This window comes from Actinospineispora spinosispora DSM 44797 (assembly GCF_000429025.1).
GTDB lineage: Bacteria > Actinomycetota > Actinomycetes > Mycobacteriales > Pseudonocardiaceae > Pseudonocardia > Pseudonocardia spinosispora.
In genome coordinates, this window is the sequence record NZ_AUBB01000025.1 from 79879 (window position 1) to 100163 (window position 20285).

At 65.7% G+C, this 20285-nt stretch carries 25 protein-coding genes; 7 read left to right on the forward strand and 18 right to left on the reverse strand.

All coding sequences use genetic code 11. The features are described from left to right. Nucleotides 1–106: 106 nt before the first annotated feature. The 15 genes from G406_RS0111550 to G406_RS56740 form a co-directional block, all read right to left on the reverse strand. Entirely contained in the window at nt 107–2467 is a 2361-nt protein-coding gene (locus tag G406_RS0111550; protein ID WP_156934791.1) for a hypothetical protein, read from the reverse strand. Beyond that, nucleotides 2460–2591, reverse strand: coding sequence for a hypothetical protein (locus tag G406_RS59355; RefSeq protein WP_281172420.1), 132 nt, complete (start codon nt 2589–2591; stop codon nt 2460–2462). Before G406_RS59355 ends, G406_RS0111550 begins: the two co-directional genes overlap by 8 nt. Beyond that, the gene (locus tag G406_RS53865; protein WP_051341959.1) at nt 2588–3451 is read right to left on the reverse strand and encodes a hypothetical protein; all 864 of its coding nucleotides are present in this window, start codon (nt 3449–3451) and stop codon (nt 2588–2590) included. Before G406_RS53865 ends, G406_RS59355 begins: the two co-directional genes overlap by 4 nt. Then, nucleotides 3448–3654, reverse strand: coding sequence for a hypothetical protein (locus G406_RS56725; RefSeq protein WP_156934792.1), 207 nt, complete (start codon nt 3652–3654; stop codon nt 3448–3450). Before G406_RS56725 ends, G406_RS53865 begins: the two co-directional genes overlap by 4 nt. Before the next feature lie 128 nt (nt 3655–3782). Then, nucleotides 3783–3920 carry a hypothetical protein gene (locus tag G406_RS56730; RefSeq protein ID WP_156934793.1) on the reverse strand — a complete coding sequence of 46 codons (138 nt, stop codon included), beginning with the start codon at nt 3918–3920 and terminating at the stop codon, nt 3783–3785. Between the two features lie 129 nt (nt 3921–4049). After that, the gene (locus G406_RS0111575) at nt 4050–4550 is read right to left on the reverse strand and encodes a hypothetical protein (protein WP_028933962.1); all 501 of its coding nucleotides are present in this window, start codon (nt 4548–4550) and stop codon (nt 4050–4052) included. Then, on the reverse strand, nt 4547–5056 hold the full coding sequence (locus tag G406_RS0111580; RefSeq protein ID WP_028933963.1) for a hypothetical protein: 510 nt from the start codon (nt 5054–5056) through the stop codon (nt 4547–4549). Before G406_RS0111580 ends, G406_RS0111575 begins: the two co-directional genes overlap by 4 nt. Beyond that, a complete protein-coding gene (locus G406_RS0111585) occupies nt 5053–5526 on the reverse strand; it encodes a hypothetical protein (RefSeq protein ID WP_169736677.1) in 474 nt (157 codons plus the stop codon). Before G406_RS0111585 ends, G406_RS0111580 begins: the two co-directional genes overlap by 4 nt. After that, entirely contained in the window at nt 5526–5867 is a 342-nt protein-coding gene (locus G406_RS46255) for a hypothetical protein (protein WP_051341960.1), read from the reverse strand. Before G406_RS46255 ends, G406_RS0111585 begins: the two co-directional genes overlap by 1 nt. Next, nucleotides 5864–6322 (reverse strand): RRQRL motif-containing zinc-binding protein, encoded by a 459-nt coding sequence (locus G406_RS53870; RefSeq protein WP_156934794.1) that lies wholly within the window; start codon nt 6320–6322, stop codon nt 5864–5866. The genes G406_RS46255 and G406_RS53870 overlap by 4 nt, the downstream gene beginning before the upstream one ends. Before the next feature lie 455 nt (nt 6323–6777). Further along, a complete protein-coding gene (locus tag G406_RS56735) occupies nt 6778–6954 on the reverse strand; it encodes a hypothetical protein (RefSeq protein WP_156934795.1) in 177 nt (58 codons plus the stop codon). Beyond that, nucleotides 6954–7283, reverse strand: a complete 330-nt coding sequence (locus G406_RS46265; RefSeq protein WP_037076121.1) for a hypothetical protein — start codon at nt 7281–7283, stop codon at nt 6954–6956. Before G406_RS46265 ends, G406_RS56735 begins: the two co-directional genes overlap by 1 nt. Before the next feature lie 152 nt (nt 7284–7435). After that, nucleotides 7436–7627, reverse strand: a complete 192-nt coding sequence (locus G406_RS0111615) for a hypothetical protein (protein WP_028933966.1) — start codon at nt 7625–7627, stop codon at nt 7436–7438. Between the two features lie 491 nt (nt 7628–8118). Further along, nucleotides 8119–8505, reverse strand: a complete 387-nt coding sequence (locus G406_RS0111620) for a hypothetical protein (RefSeq protein ID WP_028933967.1) — start codon at nt 8503–8505, stop codon at nt 8119–8121. A 112-nt stretch (nt 8506–8617) separates the two neighbouring features. Continuing rightward, nucleotides 8618–8875 carry a hypothetical protein gene (locus G406_RS56740; RefSeq protein WP_156934796.1) on the reverse strand — a complete coding sequence of 86 codons (258 nt, stop codon included), beginning with the start codon at nt 8873–8875 and terminating at the stop codon, nt 8618–8620. 447 nt (nt 8876–9322) lie between these two features. Between G406_RS56740 and G406_RS0111625 the strand changes: the two genes are divergently transcribed. The 4 genes from G406_RS0111625 to G406_RS0111645 all read left to right on the forward strand — a co-directional run bounded on the left by G406_RS0111625 (nt 9323) and on the right by G406_RS0111645 (nt 13014). Then, the gene (locus G406_RS0111625; RefSeq protein ID WP_028933968.1) at nt 9323–9670 is read left to right on the forward strand and encodes a GntR family transcriptional regulator; all 348 of its coding nucleotides are present in this window, start codon (nt 9323–9325) and stop codon (nt 9668–9670) included. Between the two features lie 156 nt (nt 9671–9826). Next, nucleotides 9827–11422, forward strand: a complete 1596-nt coding sequence (locus G406_RS46270) for a hypothetical protein (RefSeq protein ID WP_037076128.1) — start codon at nt 9827–9829, stop codon at nt 11420–11422. Then, complete coding sequence (locus G406_RS0111640; protein WP_028933971.1) at nt 11422–11772, forward strand: signal peptidase I; 351 nt, start codon at nt 11422–11424, stop codon at nt 11770–11772. The genes G406_RS46270 and G406_RS0111640 overlap by 1 nt, the downstream gene beginning before the upstream one ends. 579 nt (nt 11773–12351) lie before the next feature. Further along, complete coding sequence (locus tag G406_RS0111645) at nt 12352–13014, forward strand: hypothetical protein (protein WP_028933972.1); 663 nt, start codon at nt 12352–12354, stop codon at nt 13012–13014. Nucleotides 13015–13206: 192 nt separating this feature from the next. Here the strand turns inward: G406_RS0111645 and ychF are convergent, their stop codons facing one another. Further along, complete coding sequence (gene ychF, locus G406_RS0111650; protein WP_028933973.1) at nt 13207–14298, reverse strand: redox-regulated ATPase YchF; 1092 nt, start codon at nt 14296–14298, stop codon at nt 13207–13209. A gap of 49 nt (nt 14299–14347) precedes the next feature. On the opposite strand from ychF, the gene G406_RS0111655 reads away from it, so the two are divergent. Then, nucleotides 14348–15427, forward strand: a complete 1080-nt coding sequence (locus tag G406_RS0111655; protein ID WP_211241116.1) for a DNA glycosylase AlkZ-like family protein — start codon at nt 14348–14350, stop codon at nt 15425–15427. On the opposite strand, the gene G406_RS0111660 is transcribed toward G406_RS0111655, so the two are convergent. Together G406_RS0111660 and G406_RS0111665 are read right to left on the reverse strand one after the other, a co-directional pair. Then, complete coding sequence (locus G406_RS0111660) at nt 15416–16465, reverse strand: isopenicillin N synthase family dioxygenase (RefSeq protein WP_028933975.1); 1050 nt, start codon at nt 16463–16465, stop codon at nt 15416–15418. The genes G406_RS0111655 and G406_RS0111660 overlap by 12 nt on opposite strands. Next, a complete protein-coding gene (locus G406_RS0111665) occupies nt 16452–17804 on the reverse strand; it encodes a nucleobase:cation symporter-2 family protein (RefSeq protein WP_028933976.1) in 1353 nt (450 codons plus the stop codon). The genes G406_RS0111660 and G406_RS0111665 overlap by 14 nt, the downstream gene beginning before the upstream one ends. 214 nt (nt 17805–18018) lie before the next feature. Here G406_RS0111665 and G406_RS46275 point away from each other — a divergent pair, with 214 nt between their 5' ends. Together G406_RS46275 and G406_RS46280 are read left to right on the forward strand one after the other, a co-directional pair. After that, nucleotides 18019–19593: a DNA recombination protein RmuC gene (locus G406_RS46275; RefSeq protein WP_211241117.1), complete on the forward strand. Its 1575-nt coding sequence runs from the start codon at nt 18019–18021 to the stop codon at nt 19591–19593. Then, nucleotides 19590–20207 (forward strand): DUF6542 domain-containing protein, encoded by a 618-nt coding sequence (locus G406_RS46280; RefSeq protein ID WP_051341962.1) that lies wholly within the window; start codon nt 19590–19592, stop codon nt 20205–20207. Before G406_RS46275 ends, G406_RS46280 begins: the two co-directional genes overlap by 4 nt. Nucleotides 20208–20285 lie beyond the last annotated feature (78 nt).

Sequence of the window (20285 nt, forward strand, 5' to 3'; positions counted from 1 at the left end):
CGGGCTTGATCAGGGGTTAGTTAGAAAGTTAGCGAGTGAGCACCCTGCTTCCGGCGGCGGAAAACCCGCCGGAAACAGGGCTGCCGGTACTTCTGGTCGGGCTAACTCACTCCTCGTCGTCCCGCGCCGCCCGCCCCTCAAGAGCGTCACGCACGGTGATTGGGTCGACGAGGTTCTTGTTGCCGGTCCGGGCCACCTTGATGCCCAGATCGGCCAGCGCGGCGACGAACGTGGGCACCGTGTACTCGGCGTAGGGCTTCCACTTCGGCGCCAGGTTGCGCAGCGCCCCGAGCACATCGCCCGCGCCGACCCGCTCGTCCTGCAAGACCTCGTCCAGGTCATCGAGCAGGTCCCGTGCCGCCTCAACCGCAGGCTGTTCAGGCAGGTCACCCTCCACCGGTGTGCCCTGAGCGATCTGGGTGAGGGACCGTTCGATGATCTCGGTGGCCTGGTCCCATCCGGAGTCGTCGTCGACCTTGATGTAGAACGTCCGCACGATCTCGAACAGCTCTTCGGTGGCGCCGGTGGCGACCATGGTTCCCCGGTCGACGTTGAACCGCAGGTCCGTGGCCCGGATACCGGCGGCGAACGAGCCGTCACCGAGGAAACCATCGTTGGACCGCCAGGACTTGACCATGAAACAGCCGTTGAACCCGACGTTTTCCACCAGCTCCGCCGGGATCGCGTTCGTCCGAGCGGACTGGGTGTCGAACACCAGGCTGATTCCGGTCTTGCGGCCCCGCTTGGCCACCGCGATCGCCAGCTCAGCGGCGAGCTTGCCCAGCTTGGCGTGCTTGAACATCTCGTGGCACTCGGAGAACCCGGCCAGCAGTGGACGCATGTCGGGGTGCTTCTGTGCGATCGCGCGGGTCAGCTTCTTCGCACCCACCTCCGCCAGACGCGCCTCACGGCGCCCTACCTCGTCGTAGAGCTCCTGCAGGTGCTCGATCGCCGACTCCGCATGCTCGGTGGTGTCACCCTTCTCATACCGCGACAGGCGCTTCGCGTAGGCGTCGAAGTCACCGTTGTTCGCGAACACGTGGATGCGGATCTCGGCCAACGGGTCCAGAGCGGCCCCGACCATCGTGACCCGCACCGCGTTGGACTTGCCCTGACCAGGCAATCCACCGAAAACCGCGTTCGAGCCGTTGATCGGCATCATCACCACGTCACCGCGCTGAGTGATGCCGATCGGCACACCCTCGAACACGTCCGCGCTGCCCTCTTCCAGCAGCGGGTAGGCCGGGGTCGGCTTGTCCATCACCCCGGAATCGGCGACATACAGGTTCAGGTATCCGGCCTTGCCGCCCTTCTCCTTGCCGTAGTCGCTCGGCCAGACCTCCATGGTGTTGCGGTTGATGTTCTTGGCCATTACCTCGACCTGGTCGGCGATCATCTTGGGCGGCACACCCATCGGTAGATCGAGGATCGTCCGGTAGCCCTTGAACTCGCCGTGCCCTTCGCGGGTCGGGGTCAGCTCGAACCGGGGAACCCAGCCGTTCTTGAACGCCTGCTTCAGCGCCGGGATCGGCAGGTGCCGCAACGCGGTCACGATCCCGTCCGCCGTCAACACCGCCCCAGCAGCGTCATCACGCTGACCTTCAGAACGCAGCCAGCTCGGTGTGGCGTCGACGTAGTTGCGCCCGGCATGCCACAGGAACGCGACCGCCCCGCCCGTCGCCACCAGCAGCATCGTCGCGCCGTAGACGGTGACGAACCACCAGGCGAACGCCACCGCGCTGATGATCGCGGCGATCGGGGCGATGACCTGGCTGATGTCTTCGGAGTGGATCGCCAAGATGATGCCCAGCACCAGCAGCAACCCGACCGTGCCGACGATCGCCAACGCGATCGCCTTCAACAGCTCGATCGGGGACTTGATCCAGTCCATCACCCGGTCATGACGACGCTGCTTCTCCGCGACATCACGGGCCTCCCATTCCTGCAACATCTCCACGTTCCCGGCCGCCTCGGCCTGGCGCATCAACCGCTCATAGCGGCCGGTGCCGTGCGTGTCACGCCACCGCTTGGCCACCACCCACGCCCCCGCGAACGGGTACCACAGGTTGCGACCCAACCCCTTGGTCGTCGTGGTCGTGAACGGATGAGTCGCCACCGCACGCGTAGTGCTGATGGCCTTCACCGCGTTGCGTGTGGTGAAGCGGCCCGCACGACGCAACACCACCGCCGTGCCCGGCCGCCCCGGGGTCTCATCGAGGATTTCGGCGTCGAACACCGGCGCATCGGTGTCGGTCACCGGCCCCGTCTCATACACCTCCTCCCCCTCAACGCCACGCTCGCCGACAGCCTCACCGGCGGGCGAGTTGGTGGCTTCGCGAGGGGTGTCGCGGGTGGTGTCGTGACCGGGTCGGCGGGGGAAACCGATCACCCGCCCGGTCGGCTCATCAGCGGCGCCCGACCGGCGTCCGGGCTGGTCGTCGCGCGGGGAAACAGGCTGTTCAGTCACGGTGGTCCTCCTTGCTGTCGGTCTGGTGGTTGGGCGAGTCGGTGTGTCGCAACGTCATGGCCGAGGGCGCGACAACACCTCCCTGAGGGCTGTTCACGGGTGTTCTCGTGTCGGGTTCGGTCATGCCGCCTCCTGCTGATTCGTGAGCTTCCGGTCGGTGTGGTTCGCGAAATCGCTGGTAGCGGGGTTCGCGAGTTCGGTGCGGAGCTGCTTCGCGAGGAACATCGAGGTTCCGTCCGAGCAGCCGGTGACCCGCTTGCACCACGACGGCGACGGGTCCGTTCCCGCCTCGGCGGCGGCGAGCTTCGCGCGGGCCTCGATCAGGTAGTCCGCGCGCAACCGGCGCGGCGCCGGTCGCCCCTTACGGCTGCCCCGCTTGCCCGGACGCCGCGCCGGCACCTTCGCCGGTGTAGTGGTGGCTGTGGCTTCTTCGATCGCCGCCGGTTCACCAGCTGCCTCTACCGCCGGTGCAACCTCGACGGCGGTGGTCCCCGTCGCGGGCGCTTCGGCCGGAACCGGTTCGCTGGTGAGGTGGCGCAGCGCCGCGCCAGCACCAAGAACCAGTACCGGCAGGCTGGCCACGAACACCACTACGGGTATGGGAGCGCGGGTGTAGCCCATCGCGGTCAGCACGTGGTAGCCGACCTGGCCCAGCAGTCCCAGTACCAGCGACGCCAACGCCGACCATCTCGCGTAGCTACGCGCCTTGTCGGTCAACGGCCGCGTGGTCAACCAGGCGCCCAGCGCCATCGCGCTGTAGGCCTCCATCCCCACCGGCAGCGTGATCGCGGTGTTCAGCTCGAACCCGTCGGCGATCCCCGGCAGCAGGTTCACCACCCCGAACCCACACATCCCGCCGAGGCCGACCCATCCGGCCCAGATCGAGACGGCCGCCGGTGCCGCGATCGCCCACAACGGCACCCGCCGCGCCGCCGCCCGCAACCTGTCCCCAGCGCGCTCCCACTTGCCTTTCTGCTTGCTCATCGTGTGTCTCCTTCCTGCGTCCAGTCGTGTCCGATCAGGTCCTCTGCTTGGCTGCCGGTCAGTCCCAGTCCCCCGGCCAGGTGCTCGAACCGCTCCTCGGTGTCGGGCTCCCATGGCCTCGGGGTGGTCACCAGCTCCGCGAGAGTCATCGCGGCGATCGCTTCGAAGCGGGCCATCGGCGGGGCGTCTGGGAGCCACGACACGGACCACCACGGGCTGCCCCACTCGCTAAGCGCCCGGTGACGAGTCAGTGAGCTAGTGATCTCCAGGCGACCGTCGATCAGTCCCCGCCCATAGCCGTCGTCCGTGCTCATTCCCCTGCTGTCGTTCATCACTTGGTCTCTTCCTCGTCGTTGGCCCACATCGACCACACCTCGCCGTCGGCGCCTTCCGCGACGTGCTCGTGTTTGTGGCCGCGCTTGTCGGTGCAGGTGAAACCGTTACCGTCAGACGCTCTACAGGTGGTCATCATGATTTTTTGTGCTCTCCCACTAGACAGACGTGTCACCGGATGGGTAATGCGGGAATTGCGAAACAAGCCGCTGAACCCGAGTGCGTTCAGCGCATCTCGTCGACCAATGCGAGGGTCGATGAGAATTCAGAGTGAGCTGCCGCTCAGATAGCGGGCGCGTTCCAGGCGGACGGTGTAGCGGTCCAGGTAGTCGCCCTGCCGGTTGAGCAGGTTCGTGGCCTGCTCGAACGCCCAGTCTTCCGAGGCTTTCCAGCGCAGGCCGAACTCTTCGCGCCAGTCCCGGAAGTTCTCGTAGTCACCGCCTGCGGACTGGCGGGCGAGCTTGAACGCCTCGCGGAAACCCATCCCCGCATGCAGCTGGTAGAAGCGGGTCTCGGCGGCGTGACCGGCCAGGTCTGAGACCAACCGGCCCAGCTGCCGACGACGCGGCCACGCCGCTGACGGCATTTCATCGGTCACGCACAACCCGCCGTTCACACCACCGAACAACCCGATATCGATCCGCACCGATTTGGGTCGGCCGCCGTTGGCCAGCGCGCCGACGACGTGACCGATCTCGTGCGCGGCCGCCGCCAGATGCTCCGGTTTGCGGCCCTTGTCCAACGCCTTCCCGACGTGGTCACTCACAGGTCACCCCCGTCCAGGTAGCGGGTGCGTTCCAAACGGAGGGTGTAGCGATCGAGGTAGTCGGCGCGGCGTTCGATCAGGCGTGTGGCCTGGTCGAACGCCCAGTCCTCCGAGGCCTTCCAGCGCACCCCGAGCTTGCCGCGCCAGTGCCGAAAGTCCTGGTAGTCACCATCCGAGCTGCCCCGCCCGTACTTGAACGCCGCCCGGTAGTCCATGTCCAGATACAGCTGACAGAACCGGGTCTCGGCGGCGTGACCGGCCATCATGGCCACCAACCGGCCCAGCTTCTTCTCCGAGGGCCAGTCCCGATCCGGGTAGCCGCCGTAGTCGCACCAGCCGCCGGTGAAGCCGCCGAAGATGCCGAACTTCAACCGCACCGACCCCGGACGCTCACCGTTGGCCAGAATCCCGATCGCGTGGCCCATCTCGTGCGCGGCCACCGCCAACTGAACCGGCTTACGCCCCCGATCCAGCGCCGCCGCGATCTGCTTGCCCGTCGCGCTCATCGGCGGCCTTGCCCGGGACGGTCGAAGTCCTTCACGTGCGCCAACAGGTAGATCTCGCCGCGTTCCATCGAGGTGATAGCCCGGTGATGCCCATCCCAGAGCCAGTTACGGCCCCGGTAGCGCACCACCAACGGCAGATCGCCCCCATCTGGACGTGCCCCCGGACGCGAGTGGTGCTTCAATCCATCCCGGGAAATCCACTTCTGCGTGGCGTAGAGCGAGTCCAACCGCACTCGCTCGGTCGGCGTGCGCCGCCACCCGGCCTCGGACCATTCCTTGTTCACAATCACGATGTCCGGATCCCGCAGGACACCAACCCGAGGCCGGTCGATCACGCCCTGGAAGTAGTCGCGCAGATCAATCCGGCGCCGGTGCAGTGGCACCTCACTCGAACCACCCCGCGCCCTTGTCCTGGCCGACGTGGGGGTGTTGCTTGGTGCGTTGGCCGAGCCCCAGTAGAAGAACCCCATCACCGGCCACCCCGCTTTACCGAGGCGCGACGCGGACCGCGTGGGCTACGCGAGACCGACCAGGTCGACATCCGGCCCAAGGTGATCCCGGCCAGGATCGCCGGTGTCCCGAGGACCAGCGCCAACGCCGTCGAGTCGGTGGTGTTGATGACCACCAGCCACTGGATCAGCACGATCACCAGCCCCGAGACCGCCGCCGTTCCCAGCACGCGCCCGCCCCGGGTGACCGACCGGATACGCCGTTCCGCCGCCCGGCCAGCGCGGGCACCGGAGGCGAAGATGTACATCAGGCCCAAACACGCCAACGCGACCAGCGCGCACATCACGCTCGTGGTGTTCACGCCGCTACCTCCTGCCCTACCATCGAGTTCTCCTTGCTGTCGCTCTGGTGGTTGGGAGACCCAGCCCGGTGGAACGTCTTGGTCGAGGGACCACCGGGCTGGACCACCCCCGCCCCGGCGCCCAGGCCCAACCGGACCGCTGTCGCCTTCGCCAGCGCCGCCAACTGCGCCGCCGACGCCGTCCGCTTGGTCCTGGCCAGATCAAGCCGATACAGCGCCGCCCAACGCGGCCGCGACGCCCGCCCCCACGCCAACCACCCCGCCACCGGCTGACCACCCGGACGCAAACCGGCGGCCCGCAGCTGCCGCGTCGTGGCCAAACCAGACGGAGCAGCACGGAACCGGAACACCGGCACCCCCGCGAACTCACCCGCCGCCAGATACGGGCGGCCATCCCACAACACCGTCAACGCCGGACCCACGCCCGGACGCGGAACCTCATACACGCCACTCATGAGATAACCTCGCCTCTTTACTGGTCGGCTACTCGGCAATCTTTTTCTTGATTCGCTCTACCTCCCGGTCCGGGACGACTGATTCCCAGTCGCAGTGCTTGCAGCCGTCACCGTCACACGCTGGGCACGTCACCCATTTCGTTCCCGTAAACCATTCACGGGCAGGGTCCTTCGCCATCTGTTTTCTCCTTGATTCCAGGTTGTTGCTGTCTTTCAGGTTGTTCTTGGCCGCCGCGAGTAATGCGGTTCGACCGCCCGGAGCCGCGATCAGCGCTGTGCCGGGCGTACTACCGGGTTCAGACCTTTACGTCGGAAGCTGTTGGCCACGACCTCGGCGCTGACCGGACCAGCGCACGTGAATCGGGCGCCCGGAATCTCAACCACCATCGGATCGGAGTCGTACAACTCCCGATACCGCTTCTCACTCATCCGCTTCGGCTTCGGCGGCACACCCGTCACGACCACCACCGCCGCTTCCGCGCGCGCTCAATCTCGTCCCAGTGAGGCGCGAGCTTGTCGCTGATCTCGTCGTTCACCCACTGCAAACTCAGGTCCCGACCCTTCTCCGCCTTCTTCTCGGCGACCCTGTAGGCGGTCCACGCTTGTTTCTCCCGCTTACTCAACCGCCCCATCAGGCCACCTCACCGAGGTCACGCAGGTCCCCGACCGCGAAGATGAACAGGTCTCGCCCGCTCAGCTCGGTCAGATCGGTCAGCGCGGCGCCCTTGCCCTGGCCGGGCATTCCGGCGGCCGAGGCGGTCCGTAGCAGATCAGCCAGGGTCCGGCGCTGCATCCGGCGTAGCCGCCGCTCAGCCGCCGATCCGTCCAACAGCGCCGACGTTGCTTCCGGCAGGTCGGCGATCTCCTGGTCAACCCCGCTGATCAACGCCTCGATCGCGTTCTCGTCAAGCGCATCCGGGAAGTAGTCCGCCGAACGCGCATTAGTCGAGTTGCTCTTCACTGTGTTCCTCCTGGAAATCGGTTCCGCATTGGGGACATTGACCCCCGACACCCCGCACACCACCGACAAGCCGGTGTGCGGGGATCGGCGTACAACGGCGACAGCGGAACGTTTCAACACCTCAGAAACGGCGACGCGCGCCGGTCGTTCAGTCAGAGCAGCTTGCGCCATACCTTCGCGCGGTCTTCCGCCTTAGCGGCGGCCTTGTAGTAAACGCTGGCCTGTCGATAGTTCCCGGCCTTCTCGTGCTCCTTCGCTGTATCACGCAGCGCACTAGCCGTGGATTCCTCATCCGCCGCGTTGTAACGAATACTCTCGTCGAGTTCCTTCTTGAAACCGCCCACGATCAGTCCTAACGAGTCGAGTCACAGAGCTACACAATCAGATGTTCAGTGCCCCTATCGGGCAGCGAGAGATCAAAGAGCACCCCCGCACCGCCGACAAACCGGCGGTGCGGGGGATCGGCGCGCAACAGCTCGCAGCGTCAAAGTCTTCCGGCGACAGCGGCCTCATTGACCTTGTCTCGACACTTCTTCTGGCCGCACACCGTTACTCCGGCGATCTGCGTAAGCCTGATGAGGACAACGGACTTGCAGCCCCAACAGACCGACGCAGAGCTTTTACCGGCAAGAATGCGCTTGGTCCGACGACTCTGGTACATCTTCACTCCCGAATTTCACGAACGGTGTCAGACTTATTAATCAGTGGTTTTGATTTCCGGGGGCGTCGCCAAACACACCTCCTTGCTGTCGCTCTGGTGAATGGGGGATGGCTCCGGTGAAGCTTCTTGGTCGAGGGATCACCGATTGCCACGCTCACTGCAAATACTGAGGACTTACTCGACTATGAACACCGTGTCTGGCCATACGCGCCTGATGCGTGAGCCGTCAGTCCAGATCGGCTCAGAACGCCACATCTCGGCTACAACCTTCGGCAGCTCGAAAGGCCCGGCACCCTCGATTCCGGACACGATCACTCCTGGCCAAAGATCCTTTGCCTTGATCTTGCGATTCTCGCGGAACGCTTTCCCCGGATCAAAGATCTCGATCGTTGCGGTGACGTGGAAATGACTGTAGTACGAGCCATCCGTCCAGACCGGTTGATACCAGTTAGTTTCGAGTGGTCGAATCTCGACCAGGACCTTCGACATGGTGAACCTTGGCTTATTTCCGATTCGGGAAACGATCATCCCTCGCTTGAGGTCTTCCACGTGAACCTTCACTCCAACTCTCTCCTCATTCCGTTTACTTCTCCCAACAAAGCTCCATCGATCCCGAAACGCCTCGCACACCAGGACTACGGAGGGCGCGCAAAGCGGGAATTAAGGAGCGAATTCACGCCGCTCGTTCCGTCACTGCACCTGTATCGCGGGCCATCCGTCCGGCCATGCGCTGGTCTCGGCGACGGCGGGCGCTTCCGTCAAGCAATGCACGCGTTACTACCGGCGGACCGAGACGTACTTCGGTCAGCTTCCTAGAAAGCCGTTCACGGACAACGAAGTACTGAAACTCCATATCCAGCGAGCACCACTGGATCGTGGGGCTCGCAGCCAGCGAGTCAAGTTCAAGCTGATCAGCATCAATTTCGTTCATCACGATGCTCCTCACAGGTTTCGAGTGATGGGCGGTCAAGTCCGTTGATCCCCAAACCTCCACACTCCAGCAATATGTGGCACCAGAGAGTGAAGGAATGGCATCCAACGGATCAGGATGCGAGCCACAGAACGCGCGGCCCGTAAACGACAAGAGCGGGTCAGCGCATGCGATTTTGAGCATGCTGCCGCCCTGTCAAAACTTCCACTATTGTCTTATCTCACGATTGACGGATGAGCTTGCAAGAGTTTTACCTCGTTGCCCATTACCCGTCTGACACTCGCGTGAGCGGCGTAAAACCGAACCTCAAACCGAACTACATTCACTGCGATGTGCTAGTTCGTCTCGTTCGTACTAGTACATCGTAGCTCAGACACTCCCCTTGAAGGCCATCGCCCGTTCGGGTTGCTCTAGTACGAGCTAGTACACAGCCGGTAGAGTGGCGGCATGAAACTGTCGCCGACTTCTGGTCACCCCTACCAAGCGCTGGCGGCCGCCTTGGTCGCCAAGATCCGCCGAGGCGAACTCCGACCAGACGACAAGCTGCCGCCGGTCCGGTCGTTGGCCAAGGAGTACGACGTCACGTCCGCTACCGTGCAGCGCGCCGTACAACAGCTGGCCCTCGATGGGCACGTCAAAACCGTGCCCAACGTTGGGAGCTTCGTGCTGATGCCGGTCGAGGACGACGGCACCTCGATCACCGCTAGGTCCGTCAACCAGCGCGTCGACGAACTCCTCTCGACGCTGGCCGACCTTGAGCGGCGAGTCCAACGACTTGAGAACCCCGCCAGTTGAGTCACTCATCATTGCCTGCCTCCCCGGCTTCCGTACTCCGTCTTGCTGCTATCCATTCAACTGCGGAAGCGGGTCGACGCCGATGAACCGGCAGTGCACTCACAGTGCACCGGCAGTGCACTCAACTAACACGACGGCGACGCAAGGGGGCAGAGCATGGACGTGATCGACGTCTGGACTGGTCGACGGGCTAACGCGTTGCAACTTGCCTTGCGCCTGAGTAACGAGGCATTCGCCACCAAGCTCGGAACAGCGACGAGGACTGTCGCCAAGTGGAGTGCTCAACCTGACGTGGAGCCACTCAGCGAGCTGCAACAAGCACTCGACACTCTCCTTTACCAGGCTCCCGGTCCGGTACAGGCACGCTTCGCGCTAATCCTTCAGCGGAGCCAGGAGGCAGTCTCAGAACCGAATGAGGTCAGCCCTGAGACAGTGGAGGCCGAACTCAAAATAGCCGCTGACCCACATGTCAGCGCCGCCTTAGAGTGGCTCGATCACCGCGCCGGATGGGCTCCTGGAACCAGTCGCCGAAAAGTGGCAACAAAGATCGCGACGACCGATCTCCGCTCCCTCCAAGATCTGGGACAACAACGCCGGAGAGTGGATCGGCAACAACTTGCAGTCGCCCTTGGCGAATATTACTCGGCAGGCATCGCAGGCTTCGGGACCTACGGATCAACTTACGAGGATGACCAGACAATTCAGACTAGCATCCTCACTCAGGAGCGTTGGCTAGATCTCGCTTCTCCACTGGAGGCCCATCACGACAATCTCGAACTGACGGATTCATCAACTGAGACCGTCATGGAGGTGGATGACCTCATCGCGGGAGCTGCAGCTAGCCGACTGGCTGAGTCGCTTGCCGTCGGGGCTCGAATTATCGATGCACCTCTTTACCGACTCACTCATATCGATATTACGCCCGGCCACATCGGAGGAACAGTAGGCCTGACGACATTCGTCCAATATGCGCTGACAATGGACCTACTAGAGGGGGAATGCGTTGACGCGCTCGCTACAGGTAAGCCAGTTGCTCCTAACGCTCTCCCGCTGCGCGACAAGCTCTTGCCCCACCTCACCTCTGTTCTCGACACTGGGAGTCGAATCTGCGCAGGTGGCGCGCTTGCTCTCTGCGCTATCGCTCGTCCGTCGGGCCGGTCACGTCGAGCCAAACCTGACTATCTGCTTCTAGTCCAAGAGCGCTCAGGACGTGTGCTCAACGCATCGCGGCGACTCGCGGTCATCCCGAAGTGCTTCCACCAGCCATTGACTGATTACGCTGATGACGCTCAAGTCGGCGCTACGCTCAGGCGTGAAATGGAAGAGGAGCTGTTCGGCCGAGAGGATGCCGATGGCACAGTTGGAACGATCCGACATGCAGACCCTATGCACTGGAGTCGCCTGTCTGAGCCGATGCGATGGCTGGTCGACAATAGCGATCAGAGCCAGTGGCGGATGGAGTGCACAGGATTCGGCCTGAACCTTGTGAGTGGCAACTTCGAGTTCGCTAGCCTAATCGTGATTCACGATGAAGATTTCTGGGAGCAGTATGGCGGGTACATCGCGGCCAATTGGGAGTCCGACGGACTTCGTCAGTACTCATCCCTGGACCGCGAACGCGTCACTAAGCTGATTGGCGATCCGGCGTGGAGCAACGAAGGCGTCTTCGCTCTACTGCAAGGAATCCGCCGCCTCAAGGAAGTCGGCGGTGACCGCGTCGACCTACCGACCATAGGTTGGGAGATCAATTAATGTCAGCAAAGTGGTACACCGGTAACGCTGTCGATGACGGAGACAAGAATCGCGGTTGGCTGCTCGGCCATTTCATCCAACCGATCGAGGACATCCGCTCAACGAGTGACCTCGAAGTCAAGTGGGGCATCCACCCCGCAGGACAGCAACGACCGGAGTGGACGGCGGACGACCGACGAACAACGCTTCTGCTCCTCATCAGCGGCCGATTCCGCCTGGATCTCACGGTCGACAGCGTCACCCTTGCCAGGCAGGGCGACTACGTGATGTGGGGACCAGGTATTGACCACTCCTGGCAGGCCGAGGACAACTCCACAGTGGTAACGATCCGGTGGCCATCGCTGTCCTGATCAGAAATCAGTCCGCCGCAGCCAGCCCAACGCTAGTTGCAGACAGTGTTCGACGACAGCGGTGACAGGTAGGAACTGTCACCGCTGTCACTCTGTCACTCTGAGCCTCTGGCCAGCAGAAAGACCGGTGACAGTGCGGTGACAGCCCGGTGACAGAGCCTTCTTTTCAAGATCTCTCTCTCTAATTTACTGTCACAGAGTCACTACTACTGAAGAGCTGCTGGAACACTGGTGGGGGGCGCCCCCCGGTGTTCCAGCCGCTTTTCGACGAGGCAGCCGTCATCTCCCTCAGAACCGGGTCTAGAGGCTCGGTCAGAGAGCACCAGGGTCGCTGGAGCACCTTGACGACACGGCACCGTGACAGCGGCGGCGTACAGAGGTCTCTGAGCGGCTTCTAATCCGAGTTGGCTCGATTTAGTGCCCCTCCTTGGTGGGCGCGGATGGTGTTGAGCGCGGTGTGGAGACGGACCGGTACCTGCAGTGGCTCGAACGTGACCGGGCCGCCGATCCTCGAAGGGGGTTCCTGGCGTAGTCAAAACCAACCTCGTACGTCAGGGTTGGCCCGTACGATCCTGGTCCATGCAGTACAACCTCAGGTGGTGTCTGGACTGTCTTGCTGACCAGGAGACGGACGAGCGTGGGCCATGTACGTACTGCCGCAGCGAGCGGGTTATGGGGCCGATGACGTACGGCCCTGGGTCGGTCGTCCTCAGCATCGAGGAAGGCAACTACACGGAGTACGGGACAGCCCGGCCGTGGCAGGAGCAGTGGTACCAGGTCATAGTGCACTTCAAGGAGTTGAAAGCGCTCTACCAGCCTGGAAGAAGCCAACGGTCCGACTCGGTCACCAAACTCGCCGTTGAGGACTTCTTCGACCACTGTCTTCGCTTGCGCGAGTGGGTAAGAGACGAAGCGCTGACCACCAAACAGGGCAAGAACAAGGTGGAGAACCTCTTCAATAACAACGAGTCGCTAGATCTCGGTAGAGACATCGCCAACACGGCCAAGCATCGCGGGCGCAACAAGGAAGGTGACCGGAACGCCGTCGTGCGCAGGGTGTATCACCGGGAGGACAACTCGGCGTCCGCTCTCATCGAGTGGTGGATACGTGGCGATGAAGGCAACCGACACAAGCAGGACGCCCTCGAGATCGCCGAGGGATGTATGGAGGCTTGGAAGGACTTCCTCAAGCGCCATAACCTGAGGCTGTGGGAAGTCAAGACCCGGCGCAACAACATCTGATGCAGCCGCAGCCCCACCTTCCGTGCCGCCTACGGTCACGGTGACGGTTACGCCCGCTCCAGTGCCCGGCCACCGTGCCGATGCCCGGCGGTGGCTACATGCCTACGGCGCCGTGACAGCGGCGTACAGAGGGGCCTCTGAGCGGCTCTAACCCACCATCGATCACCCGCGAGGGCCTTGCCGCTTGCCGGGTTACTTCGTGGAACCAGACGTTGGACTGAAACGGAACTCCACCACGTCGCCGTCGGCCATCACGTAGTCCTTGCCCTCCATGCGGACCTTGCCCGCCGCCTTCGCCGAGGCCATCGAACCGGTCTCGACCAGGTCGTCGTAGGACACGATCTCGGCCTTGATGAAGCCCTTCTCGAAGTCCGTGTGGATCACACCCGCGGCCTGGGGCGCGGTGGCGCCGATGCGGATCGTCCAGGCCCGAGACTCCTTGGGACCGGCGGTGAGGTAGGTCTGCAGACCGAGGGTGTGGAACCCGGCGCGGGCCAGGGCGTTGAGGCCCGGCTCGTCCTGGCCGATGGACTCCAGCAGCTCCGCGGCCGACTCGGCGTCCAGCTCGAGCAGTTCCGACTCGACCTTGGCGTCCAGGAACACCGCGTCGGCCGGCGCGACCAGCGCGGCGAGCTCCTTGCGCTTCGCCTCGTCGATGAGCACACCTTCGTCGGCGTTGAACACGTACAGGAACGGCTTCGTGGTGAGCAGCGTCAGCTCGCGCAGCGGCTCGGTGTCGACCTTCGCGGCGAACAGCGTCGTACCACCGTTGAGCAGCTCGCGGGCCGCTTCGGCCGCCTCAAGGACGATCCGGCGGTCCTTCTGCAGCCGCGCTTCCTTCTGCAGGCGCGGGATGGCCTTCTCCAGGGTCTGCAGGTCGGCAAGGATCAGCTCGGTGGCGATCGTCTCGATGTCGGCGGCGGCGTCGATGCGACCGTCCACGTGCACGACGTCCGGGTCGTCGAACACCCGCACGACCTGGCAGATGGCGTCCGACTCACGAATGTTGGCGAGGAACTTGTTGCCGAGACCGGCGCCCTCGGACGCACCGGACACGATGCCGGCGATGTCCACGAACGACACCACGGCGGGCACGATCTTCGCCGAGCTGTACATCTCGGCGAGCTTGTCCAGCCGGGGGTCGGGCAGCGGCACCACACCGACGTTGGGCTCGATCGTGGCGAACGGGTAGTTCGCGGCGAGCACATCATTGTTGGTCAGCGCGTTGAACAGGGTCGATTTACCGACGTTGGGCAGACCGACGATGCCGAGGGTGAGACTCACGGGGGTCCAGGGTAGTCGTCGACCGGTGACGAGCCCCTACCGTGTCACCGTGGCGACCCGTCGGCAGGTTCTCGGCTCCAGAATGCGCGCGCAACAGCTGGATCGGGAGTCCGGCATCGTCGCCGACACCGCCGTGCTCGACATCGGGGTGCAGGACAGCGGCACGGACGGTGCACTGTGGGCGCTGACCAACCGCGGCGTGGCCGTCACCGAGGCGGTCGAGGAGCAGCTGGCCACCGTGTGGACCGCCCGAGGGGCACCGCACGTGTACCGGCTCGCGGAGCTGCCGTCGGTCGCGGCGGCCGTCGCACCGTTCTCCGAGGCGGACGCGGGCAAGCGCATCTACGACGCGGCGAAGCCCTTGAAGGCCGCCGGAATCCCTGTCCTGAGTGCGATGGACACGGTGGCCTCGGCACTGCGTTCGCTGGTCGTCGAGCCGACCGCGAAGGGCACCGTGTCCGGCGGCCTGAACGCCCTGCTCGACGCGCCCTATCAGCGGGACTGCCGATCGTGCAAAGCCACACACATCTACGAGATGCCGTTCCGTCTCGCCGCGCTGCATGCCGGGCTACAGCTGCGGCCCGGCACCTCCCCGCCGGTGCTCGAACGCATTCCCGGCTTCGAACAGGCGCCTCACCCCGACGAGCGTCACGACGTGATCCGCGCCTACCTGCGGCTGCTCGGCCCGGCGACGCCGAAGGACGTGGCGAGCTATCTCGACGCGCCGGTACGCGAGATCAAGGATCGCTGGCCGGCCGACGCGGTCGAGGTGGTCGTCGACGGTGTGACGACCTGGTCGCTGGGTCCGCTGTCCGACGACCCACCGCCGGTCACCCGGCTGCTCGGTCCGTTCGACCTGTTCCTGCAGGCCAAGGACCGGTGGCTGGTGATGCCCGACCAGGCGCGCGCGAAGGCACTGTGGCCGGTGCTCGGGCGTCCCGGCGCGGTGCTGCACCACGGCGAGATCGTCGGTACCTGGCGTCCGCGCAAGTCGGCGAAGACGCTGACGCTGCAGGTCGAACCGTGGGCTCGACTGACCGCCGAGCTGACCGAGGCGATCACCGAGCAGGCCGAGCGGCTCGCCGCGCACCGGGGCACCCGGTTCGCCGGCCTCGAGCTAAAGACCTGACCCGGCCGCGATCCGGCGGGCCTCGCGCACGGCGGCGGTGTTGCGCTTGCCCTGGCGGGACCCGGCGAGCTTCGCCCTGATGTGGTCGCGGACGGTGATCGGCTCGTAGGCCAGCTCCGAGTCGAGCCCGAGGTGGCTGTCCAGGGTCTCGACGACCACCTCGGGGTTGCCGTCGTGGAAGAACGCGGCCGAGCGACGCCGCTGGATCGCGCCGTCGACGATCGGTGGCTTGACCCGGTGCAGCGTCGAGGACCAGCGGTCGTTGGTGATCCGCGCGGTCAGGTCGCCCAGGTTGACCAGCAGCGCGCCGTCGGCCGGGGACACGTCGTGCCAGCGGCCGTCGCGGTCCAGCACCTGCAGACCCGCGACCCGGTCGGCCCACAGGACGGTGACGATGCCGAAGTCGGTGTGCTCGCCCATGCCGGTCAGGTCGCCGTCGAGGGTGACCGTGCCTTCCGGCAGCGCGTAGTTGTTCATCCGCAGCACGTCGATGGAATGGTCGGTCAGGCGGGCGAAGTAGTCCGGGCCGACGTCGAGCGCGTCGGCGAAGATGCCGGTCAGGGTCCTCGCCACGCGCGCGGCGTGGTCGAAGTAGCGCCTGACCGACTCGGTGAAGCCGTCGACCTCGGGCCACAGGTTGAGCCCGTAGTCGGCTTCGGACAGGTCGAGGTGCGGGAACGACCGCGCCTCGACGCCGACGTTGTACGCCTCGAAGAAGTCGTTCATCTTCGAGGCCGCCTCGACCCCGGCGCTGAGGCTCAGCGACTCGCTCTTCGGCGGGCTGTAGCCGCGGTTGGCGTCCGGCACCCGGTAGGTCTTCTTGGTGTCCAGGGGCAGCTCGAAGAAGGAGTCCATCGCGGTGGCCAGGCCCTGGGTGACCGCATCGGGGACGCCGTGCCCGAGCACCTGGATGAAGCCGACCGTCGCGCAGGCGGAGTCGATCGCGTCCGCCACCTCGGCCCGCTCACCCGGCGACCCACCGGTCACGTACGGGGAGATGTCCACGGCGGGGACGGTGAATCCATCAGACGGGCGCATCGGCCGACGGCTCCTCTCGAGAGGTCCGGTGCGCTCGCGCCGCGACACCGAGCCGGGTGTGGTTGAACAACAGATTCAACGCGAACGCCACGATCGCGGCAAGGCTGAGACCGCTGCCCAGCAGGATCTGCGCGGGCGCCGGGAAGCGCTCGAACATGCCGGGGACGAAGGCCGGGAGCAGCCCGATGCCGATCGAGGTGGCCGCGATCGTCGTGTTGATCCGGTCGCCGAGATCGACCCGGCGCAGCGTGTTGATGCCGACCAGCGCGACGGTGGCGAACAGAATCACCCCGACGCCGCCGATGACCGGGGCGGGCAGCGCCGCGACCAGCGCGCCGAGCTTCGGCACCAGACCCAGCACGATCAGGATCACGCCACTGGTCGCGGTGACGAACCGGCTGAACATCCGGGTGGTGGCCAGCGCACCGACGTTCTGGGTGAACACCGTGTCGATGAACGCGTTGAACACACCGCCGAGGATGCCGGACAGCCCTTCGCCGACCAGGCCCCGCGCCAGGTCGGGGCCACGCAACGGCCTGCCGGTGATCTCGCTGACCGCCATCATGCTGGCGGTCGACTCGGTGAACACCACCATCATCACGATCACCATGGCGACGACCGCCGCGACCGGGAACGTCGGCGCCCCGAAGTGGAACGGCGCCGAGACACCGAACCAGCTCGCCTCGCCAACGCCGCTCAGATCGAGCAGGCCCATCGAGAGCGCGATCGCGGTGCCGACCAGCATCGCGACGAGCACACCCAGCTGCGTCCACAGCCCCTTGCCGAGGCACAGGAAGGCGATCGCCACCGCGATCACCACCGCGGCGAGCGCGATGCCGGACGGCGCGCCGAACGTGGGTGCCTCCGGGTCGGTGCCGACGATCAGCCCACCAGCGACCCCGATCAGCGACAGGCCGACGACGGTCAGCACGATGCCGGTGATCAGCGGCGGGAAGAAGCGGACCAGCTTGGCGAACGGGACCGCGAGTGCCAGTCCGATGGCACCGCCCGCGAGCATCGAGCCGTACACGGCGGGCAGCCCGTACTGCTTCCCGATGACGATCATCGGCGACAGCGCGGCGAACGTGGCACCGCACACGACGGGCAGCCGCAGGCCGACGAGCTTCCCGATCCCGAGGCTCTGCACGATCGTGATGACACCCGCGACCAGCAGGTCCGCATTGATCAGCAGGCCGATCGTCGCGCGGTCCAGGCCGAGCGCGGCGCCGAACACCAGCGGGACCGTGATGCACCCGGCGTACATGATCAGCACATGCTGGACGGCGAACGCGCACAGACGAACGACGGGTGGGCGCTCGTCGACGGGATGCAAGGTCATCGGCGGGTCTCCGTCCGAAGCGGGAACGTAAATCTTACACTCAATTAACTCCCACGGTTGTTTTCTCGACGGATCCACTAGGTAACAACGGCATTACCCGACACGCCGTGGAACCGGACCGCCCGACCGACCCGAAGGTCCGCTCGCATTCGAACAGCCGGTCGACGGCGCGCCGGGGTCGAAACTGTCGGAGTGAGCGTCCACACTGATCGACATGGGGATTGTCAGTGCGCTCAACATGCTGCTGATCGGGCTTCTGTTAGGCCTGGCGGTCGGCGCCGGGCTGGCCTGGGTGCTGATCGGCGCCCGGAACCGGGTGGCCGAGGCAGAGGCCGCCCGAGCCCGCGCGGACGCGTCCGCAACCCTGCGCTCCGAGCTCGCCGGCCTGCACGTCGAGCGTGACTCGCTGCTGCAGCGGGTCAACGAGATGTCCGAGAAGACTGCGAACGCGGAGGAGCGCGCCCGACGCGCGGAGACCGAGGCGGTCGGGGCCAACGCCGCTCTCGACGCCGAGCGCACCGCGTCGATGGAGCGCGAACGCATGCTCACCAGCCGTGACTCCCAGCTCAAGGAGACGTTCCAGGCGCTGTCCGCTGACGCGCTGGCCCGCAACAACGAGAACTTCGTCGCGCTCGCCGAAGGCCGCCTCAAGGAGGTCACCGCTGCGCTCACCGCGAAGGCCGAGGGCGACGCGACGGCGCACACCCAGGCGATCAACGCGCTGCTCGACCCGATGGCGGTCGCGCTGCGCAGGGTCGAGGGCCAGCTGCGCACCGTCGAGATGGAGCGCCAGTCCGCATACGCCGGCCTGAACGAGCAGGTCAAGGCCATGAGCCGCAGTTCGGACCAGCTGCACGAAGAGACGAAGCAGCTGGTCAACGCGTTGCGTGCGCCGCAGGTCCGGGGTCGGTGGGGCGAGCTGCAGCTGGAGCGCATCGTGCAGCTCGCCGGCATGGTCGAGCACTGCGACTTCGACCAACAGGTGGTCAGCTCCGGCGAGGACGGCGGTGTCCGCCCCGACATGGTCGTGCGACTCGCCGGTGAGAAGCAGATCGTGGTCGACGCGAAGGTCCCGTTCGCGGCCTACCTGGAGGCCGTCGAGTCGAGCGACCCCGACGTGCACGCCGACCGCCTCGCCGCGCACGCCCGCCAGCTGCGTGCGCACGTCGACTCGCTGTCCTCGAAGTCCTACTGGATGGCCTTCGAGCCGAGTCCCGAGTTCGTCGTGCTGTTCGTCCCCGGCGACCCGTTCCTCGAGGCCGCGCTGCGCGCCGACCCGTCGCTGATGGAGCACGCGTTCGCCCGCAACGTCATCGTCGCCACGCCGAGCACCCTGATCGCGCTGCTGCGCACCGTCGCCTACACGTGGCGCCAGGAGGCGCTCGCCGCGAACGCCGCCCAGGTCCACCAGCTGGGCCGCGAGCTGCACTCCCGGCTCGCCACGATGGGCACACACGTCGCCAAGCTGGGCCGCACGCTGGACAGCGCGGTCGACAGCTACAACAAGACGGTCAGCTCGCTGGAGTCCCGCGTGCTGGTCACCGCGCGCAAGCTCACCGAGCTGAAGGTCAGCGACGAGGAGCTGCCCGCACCCGGCCAGGTCGAGCGGTCCCCGCGCCAGCTACAGGCGCCCGAGCTCGTCGCCTCCGCCGCCGAGGCCCTCATCGCGCTGCACCAGTCCGACCGGGCCGACCGCCCCTACGACGTGAGCGGCGAACGCGCCGGTGACCGAACCGGTGGCAGAGCCGACGACACGGGCCAGGACGGACGGTCTACCGTGACCAGGTGACCACCCGCTCCCCCGCACGCCCGGTGCCCGCCGGATGGCCGGTACTCGAGCGGTCCATCCTCAGCAGCGTCCTCGGGCTGCCCGGCTACGCCGCCATCGCCATCGCGTTCGGCTTCACCGGCCTTGGCGTCTTCATCGACCTGAACCGCATCGACGGCCTCGGGATGGTCTTCAAGGGCTGCTACTTCGCCGGGTGCGTGCTCGCCGCGTGCTGGGTGAAGCGCCGCGCCCTGTTCGGCCCGCTCGTCCAGCCCCCGCTGCTGCTGGCCGTCGCGGTCCCCGGCGTGGTGCTGCTGACCAGCGGCGGCCCCGGCGACGGCGGTGGGCTGGCCAACAACCTGCTCAACATCGGCGCCCCGCTGCTCAACGGTTTCCCCACGATGGCGACCGCCACGACGTTCACCCTGGCCATCGGCATCGGCCGCTACCTGATGCAGCGCCCCGACCCGGTGGCACCCCCGCCCCGCGTCCGCCGCTCACCCCCGCCCTCGGACGCCGACCCACGCGACCCCGCGAGCCGCCGCGCAGCCAACCGTTCCACCCAGGGCTCCCCCGGCGGCCACTCCCGCGCGGCATCCGCACCTGAGCGCTCCTCAGGCCGCCGCCGCGCCTGACCGCTGGGCTCCGTCTCCTCGCCGGCTTTGCGGGTCTTCGGGGTGTCCCCGCTGGCCATCCAGTGTCTTGGCGTGGGA